The 6,085-nt window shown below is 59.1% G+C and carries 6 protein-coding genes; 3 read left to right on the forward strand and 3 right to left on the reverse strand.

The features are described from left to right. The 3 genes from EN914_RS20735 to EN914_RS20745 form a co-directional block, all read left to right on the forward strand. Positions 1–616, forward strand: a 616-nt coding sequence (locus EN914_RS20735; protein WP_127389231.1) for a PAAR-like domain-containing protein, incomplete at its 5' end; no start/stop codon positions are given. Positions 617–631: 15 nt separating this feature from the next. Continuing rightward, complete coding sequence (locus EN914_RS20740; protein ID WP_013525294.1) at positions 632–1,201, forward strand: SMI1/KNR4 family protein; 570 nt, start codon at positions 632–634, stop codon at positions 1,199–1,201. Beyond that, complete coding sequence (locus EN914_RS20745) at positions 1,189–1,986, forward strand: hypothetical protein (protein ID WP_024504485.1); 798 nt, start codon at positions 1,189–1,191, stop codon at positions 1,984–1,986. The genes EN914_RS20740 and EN914_RS20745 overlap by 13 nt, the downstream gene beginning before the upstream one ends. Positions 1,987–2,031: 45 nt before the next feature. On the opposite strand, the gene EN914_RS20750 is transcribed toward EN914_RS20745, so the two are convergent. Genes EN914_RS20750 through EN914_RS20760 form a run of 3 tightly spaced genes read right to left on the reverse strand, consistent with a single transcriptional unit; the run spans position 2,032 to position 5,873 of the window. Continuing rightward, a complete protein-coding gene (locus EN914_RS20750; protein ID WP_013525292.1) occupies positions 2,032–3,117 on the reverse strand; it encodes a hypothetical protein in 1,086 nt (361 codons plus the stop codon). Further along, entirely contained in the window at positions 3,117–3,542 is a 426-nt protein-coding gene (locus EN914_RS20755; protein ID WP_013525291.1) for a DUF6484 domain-containing protein, read from the reverse strand. Before EN914_RS20755 ends, EN914_RS20750 begins: the two co-directional genes overlap by 1 nt. A 3-nt stretch (positions 3,543–3,545) precedes the next feature. After that, on the reverse strand, positions 3,546–5,873 hold the full coding sequence (locus EN914_RS20760) for a type VI secretion system Vgr family protein (RefSeq protein ID WP_024504486.1): 2,328 nt from the start codon (positions 5,871–5,873) through the stop codon (positions 3,546–3,548). Positions 5,874–6,085: the final 212 nt, after the last annotated feature.

A 6,085-nucleotide genomic window follows, 5' to 3' on the forward strand; every position in this document is an offset into this window, starting at 1 on the left:
CACATTGCAGAATGGCACGACAACCGTCTTCGCTAAGGGCGGCGCCATGATTGCTAACAAAGGCTCGCAATACGGGATGAGTACGGGTGACGAACCCGGAACGGTTGGCGGCGTCAAATCCAATACGTTCAAACAGGCAACAGATTGGATACTCTACTCGTTCGACGTCAAGATGGATGGCAAGAACGCCTGCCGCCACACCGACAAGAAATATCACAACAACAAAAATACGGTCGACCTGCAGGGGAATGCAAATCCAGCCCCGCTGCCTACGGTCGTTTTCGATTCGGCAACCTTTCCTAACAAGGTAGCCAACATGAAGAAGCGGATGCCCGCTTCCGGCAAGAAGAAGCTGACGCGCCAGACAAGCCGAAGCGCCATCCGCAAGAACCGGCGAGCCGCGCTCAAAGGCGAGAAAAAGGGCAAGAAAAAGACGTCGCTCGACGAGTTTCCCTTCGCCTCTTCGACCCAGGGTGGAAAACCTCCGGGTAAGCCGAAAGCCGCCGTCGCGGCGATTCCGGTGTCGGAGCAGAACGCCCAAGGCGGCAAACTTTCGTCGTTTTATCAGAACAACAATATTGGCAACGGCGATTCATATTGGGTGGAAGTCATCTAGAGTCAGGCTCCTGCAATGATCGAAGAACTGGACCGGATCGTTCAATTTCTGACGCGTCTCGGACGCGTAACGCCAACTCTGCTCCAGCCCGGGCTGTCCACCATGGACATCCGTGCCTGGGAGGCACGGTTGCCTTTCCCGCTTCCGTTGGAGTTGGAGCAACTATATCGCTGGCGCGACGGAACCAGGGTGAACGAAGGCGAGCAGTTGGACACCGTTTACTTTTTCCCCGGCTTCTACCTGCTGTCGCTCGAAGAAGCTGTCGAAATATTCATGGAACGAAGGGACGCACCGCAGTGGCGCAAAGGGTGGTTTCCGGTGTTTGCTGACGGAGGCGGGGATTTCTACCTCGCCTCATGCGGCCATGAGAAGAAGGAAACCGCAGAGATAATCGGCTTCATTCATGGGGAGCCCCAGCAGCCTGTGGAGTATGAGAGCCTTACGGCAATGATCAAAACGATTGACGCGTGTTACGCTGAAGGCGCTTTTTTTGTCGACGAAGACAACACTCTTGAAATCGATGACGAACTTCATCGCGACATCGCTCACAGGTTTAACCCGGAGATTCCCGAATGGCAAAACTAACGCAGCTTGAGGCGGCACAAAAGAAGGCTCTGGGTGGGGACATCGAAGAAGCGGAACAGGCGTTCGCCGACCTGGTGAAGAAGGGTACGGCCCGGGCCGCAGCGGCTCTCGCGGAGATCTCGGCGTACCGCGGTCAATGGCACGAAGTGCTCGGACATGTCGAGACGTCCGTCGCCGCACTAGACCAATTCGAGACGTTCGACGTCCAGATTGATCAGATCACGCTTTGCTCGCTAGCGGCACGCCAAACCGAAAGCTGGGATCGAGCCGCAAAGACAGCGGAGATCGGCCGCCGCAGTTTGGGAAAGAAGGGCGATCCCGATCTTCTGAAGATACTCGCAAGGCTGGCTGCGTTCGCCGCATCACACGGTTCGGAGGATTTTCGCTTACCGCAGGGTGTGCAGCTTGGTGGCGCAGTTCGCTTTGCTGAGGCGGTGGTGAAGGTTGAAGGCAGCAAGAAAAAGTTTTCGGATCCGCAGACACGGGCCGATCATATGATCGGACTGGCGCGTGTCTATGAGTATCATGAGGGTGCGGTGCAGATGTTTGAAAAAGACAACACCCTGCCCGGTATTTTCGACAACGTGGTGTTCCTCGCCGCCGCGCTGGCCAAAGCCGGGCGCTCAGACGATGCATGGGCGGTCATAAGGGGCGGAATCAGCGATTGGTGGCCGGTGGAGGAAACCCAGATTGCGCCGGTTGTGCTTCTAACAGACGCGTCATTGGCACCGATCATGACCGCGGTGCGCTGCGCCGAAATTCTCGATACCCCACGGGGATCCTGATCGATCGGCTCGTGGCTCGAGTCGCGGTCTCGGCGCGTTTCTTGATTATTTTTGGAGCACACTGTTGCTCCACATCCTAACGTTCTCTGCCACAGGCACCTTCATCGCAAAATCGCCGAAGTGATCCTCAAAGTCAGGCCCAAGCGTGGTCGGATCGAGCGTAAACAACCCGTCGATGCCGCGTGCTTCCGGGAAGGTCTCGAGCAGCGCGCCGCCAGCGGCCGCAGCGAGCGCTGGAATGCGCATCTGCTGCACCAGCCAAGGCAGGATCGAACGATCGCCCAGCATGCCGGCGCCACGCACGGCTAGCGACGCCGTGTCGGGCGACTTGAGCAAGCCACCCATGAAGGCGCGGACGTCGTCCTGTGGCCCTGCCTTGATCAAGGCTCGCAAAGCCGTCGGTGCATTTGGCCCATTGGTGGCCGCAACCTTTCGCAACTCCGCCCTCGCCAAATCCCCGCGGTCAAGTTCGTTCAGTGTCCAGGCTGCCCATAGCCGCACGCTTCCGTCGTCGGCATCTAGCGCGCCAGCAACTTCGTGCACCAGATCGAGGCGTTGCAGTACCCCCGCCAAATGCAGGCTGTTTGCCCGCACGCGGACGTCAGGATCGCGCATCAGATTCGTCAACAGAGCTTTTGGGTCGACCCCATGTTCGCGGCAGGCCGCGACAGCGAGATAGCGTAGGAACGCGTCTTGCGCGCTGATCCAACGCCGTACCAAGGGACTAATCGTTTCGGCCTTATGCCATGCCAGTGCTCCGACCAGGCCCCGCGCATCGTCATCCGAAGCACGGCCAAGTTCAACGGCTTGTCGGATCTTGTTATCGCTACCCTGCTCAATTGCCAACCATGTGAAAAGGAACAACTCCCCCTTTTCGGGGAAGTCCTCATAGGCAGCCTCGATGAACGGCCATGCGGCTACCCCGGCAATACGCAAGCCGTCAAGGTTTGCCTCAAGCCGCCTGCCGACGCCGTCGACCACGTTTCCCTCAGGTGGGTCCTCGGCGGCCAACGTGTCGCGCTGCGCCCACAAGAAAGCCGCCAGCTCGGCGTGCTGACGCACAATGTCCTTGACGATGCGATGTTCAACGGTACCGTCCGATTGTTGGCCGTAGCTCCCCGCGACCATCATCAATTTAAGTCGATCGAACCGCCGCGAATACGGTTGGCGGCACTGGCGTGGCTGGTAACGAAAGTACCTCTGATGGTGATGCGACCGTCTTTCTCCATCAGGATCGTTGCCTTGCCGCAGCGTAATTCGATCCGTTCTTCGGCGTGAATCCGCACGCGGTCTCCATCGCGAATAACTGCAGGTGCCGCATGCTTGCGCACCAGTTCCACGATGCGCCCGACGATGAGCGGCCGCCGCGCATCTCCGTCCTCGAACAACAAGGCGATCTCCTGGCCGATCATATCGGATGACAGTTCGGCAAGGCTGCGCGCCGCTAGTGCGGTTTCTTTCGAATTGCCCGGAAATACTACCAGAGGACCGTCTTCGCCGAAACCGAGAAACTGGCCAATTACGACGCCATCGACGCGATCACGAACCTTTTCCATGCTCTAGTTCTCCCCTATTTTCGAACCCTTCATCGTGATGTCGCTAGAAGCCTTGATGCTGATCTTTCCTGACCCTTTGACCGAAATGTCCTTGCCCTCGATCGCGATCGTGCCGTCTTTCTTCATCATGATCTTGGCCGAGCCGGTTGTGATGAGAATTTCGTCACCGGCGTCGATGACCAGCTTCTTGCCGATTTTGATCGTGCCATTGCCGGTGACAGAAATGGCACTGTCTTTGCCGACCGAGAGGGAATGCGCGCCGGCCACCGATGTCGAATCGTCCTTGCCTACCGAAGCGGTGCGTCCTCCGCCGACCGTCGAACCTTGATCCTTCGCGATGCTCTCGGTGTGGCCGCCGCCTATGGACACGCTCTGATCGGAAGCAATCGTCCAGCTGTCGCTCGCACCTATGCTGTGGTCCTGCGCTGCCCCAACCGTCACGGACCGTGTCGCGCCGATCGTGTTGGTCTGCGGCCCGCCGACGCTTCTGGTCTCCGATGCTCCGACCGTATCGACACGCGCAGCGCCAACGCTCACCGTCTGCACAATCCCCACCGTCTGCGTGTGATTGGCGTCGATGTTCTCCGTCGAGTTCGACACGACATGGATGGTCTCGTTGGCCATGACCGTCAGCGAGCGGTTGGCGCCCACTGTCTCGGTGTCGTTCGAGCCGATGTTGGTGGTCTGGTCCACGCCGACCTTGACGGTCTTGTTGTTTCCGACGTCCTCGTCGAGGTTGTGGCCGACGGAGTGCTTGGCGTCGTGGTCGATGCGGTCGGACTGGTCGTGCTGCACCAGCTTGGTGCGGTCGTGCTTGACCAGAAGGTTATGGTCCTTCTGCGCCTGGAAATTGACCAGTTCGGAGCCGGCCTTGTCCTCGAACATCAGCTCGTTGTAGCCGCCACCGCCTTTGGAGGAGTCGGACTTCCAGCCCGATTGCGTGGCGCTGCCCGGCAGCCCGTAGGGCGGCATCTGCGAGGCGTTGTAGACCCTGCCGGTGATGATCGGCAGGTCCGGGTCGCCTTCGATGAAGTCGACGATCACCTCCTGGCCGATGCGCGGGATCTGGATAAAACCCCAGCCGCTGCCGGCCCAGGTCTGCGACACCCGCACAAAGCAGGAGCTGTTCTGGTCCTTCTTGCCCAAGCGGTCCCAATGAAATTGCACCTTCACCCGCGCATATTTGTCGGTGAATATTTCCTCGCCCGACGGACCGACCACCGTCGCCGTCTGGGGGCCGCGCATGATCGGCCGGGGCGTGATCCGTGGCGGACGATAGGGCAAGGCGGTCGGCGCCAAGCCGAGGATCACCTTGAAATTCTCGCTGTTGACGTCAGCATGGGCTCTGTAACCTGGATCAAACAGTCTGTATTCGGCGCTGACCACCAGATACTCCTGGTTCTGGTCCTCACGCGGAAAGCTATCCAGCTTGAACGTGCAGCCCGAATAGAGGCCGCGCACGGTCCCGACGGCGGCGATGCGCTGGTGGACGGCCTGGATTTCCTCGCGCCGGATCGCGGCCAGGCTGTCTCCCCGGCCCGTTTCGAGATGCGCGCCGGGCTGGCGGTAGTTCTCACCCGCTGCCTCCTTGTGGCTGAACGGCTGGGCCGACTTGGCCATGAGATCGGCGCCCGGCTTCGTGAAATCATAGTCAGTGTGGGCATAGGCGCCTGGGCGCACCGAACTGCCCGGTATCCATTCAGTGATGTATTCGACATCGCGCCGCGAACCCTGACCTTCAAAGTTATAGAGCACTTTCTCGCAGCCCGACGCGGGCTTCAGCTTGCTCATCGCATCGGCCAGGACAAGCGTGTGCTTGCCGTCATCATGCTCGAAGAAATACAGGATGCCTTCATGCTCCAGCAGCCGCTGCACGAAATCCAGATCGGTTTCGTCGTATTGCACGCAATATTCGCGCGGGGGATAAGACCCTTGCAGGCGCAGGTCGAATTCCGCGATACCGTACTTCTTGAAGATGTCTTTGACGATGTCGACGACGCTCTTGTTCTGGAAAATACGGCAATCGGTGGTGTTGCCGAGAAACCAGAGCCACGGCCTGATGACCGCCTCATAGTAGGCCAGCCGATCTTCCAGCCGGGTGAGCCGGAACTCGGAGACGATGCCGCTGAACCAGCGTTTCGGATCGGATTCAGCTTCGATCGAGAGCGGCCCGCCCAGCATCTTCAACGGATCGATATCGGAGTCGGTGCTCACGAATCCGACCGTATAGGCAAAACAACGGCTGATCTCATCGCGTCCGACAAGATGCGTGAAGGTCAACAGCTCGGAGCCAACCGGTGTGCGGACAACGGTGGCACGTTCATTGGGCATGGGTCGAGCCCCCTCCTGGACGCGGCCGCCAATGTGATGGATTTGAAGTTCCCGCTATATTAACAGCATTCCGTTCAGGAACTTCTTAGATCCGCCACGCCAGGCCATGTTGAGCCTACCACATGTTTTCCTGCTGGCCAAAGAGGACATGGGGCGACAGAAACCTAAACCGTATCGCGGTTGGTCGGATTCACGCGCTGCACCTTCAGGTC

It is taken from the genome of Mesorhizobium sp. M7A.F.Ca.CA.001.08.2.1 (genome assembly GCF_003998455.1).
Classification (GTDB): domain Bacteria; phylum Pseudomonadota; class Alphaproteobacteria; order Rhizobiales; family Rhizobiaceae; genus Mesorhizobium; species Mesorhizobium ciceri.

Bases quoted from the DNA above. Each gene is read 5' to 3' on its own strand.
- EN914_RS20740 (WP_013525294.1), top strand. From the start codon at position 632: ATGATCGAAGAACTGGACCGGATCGTTCAATTTCTGACGCGTCTCGGA.
- EN914_RS20745 (WP_024504485.1), top strand. From the start codon at position 1,189: ATGGCAAAACTAACGCAGCTTGAGGCGGCACAAAAGAAGGCTCTGGGT.
- EN914_RS20750 (WP_013525292.1), bottom strand. From the start codon at position 3,117: ATGATGGTCGCGGGGAGCTACGGCCAACAATCGGACGGTACCGTTGAA.
- EN914_RS20755 (WP_013525291.1), bottom strand. From the start codon at position 3,542: ATGGAAAAGGTTCGTGATCGCGTCGATGGCGTCGTAATTGGCCAGTTT.
- EN914_RS20760 (WP_024504486.1), bottom strand. From the start codon at position 5,873: ATGCCCAATGAACGTGCCACCGTTGTCCGCACACCGGTTGGCTCCGAG.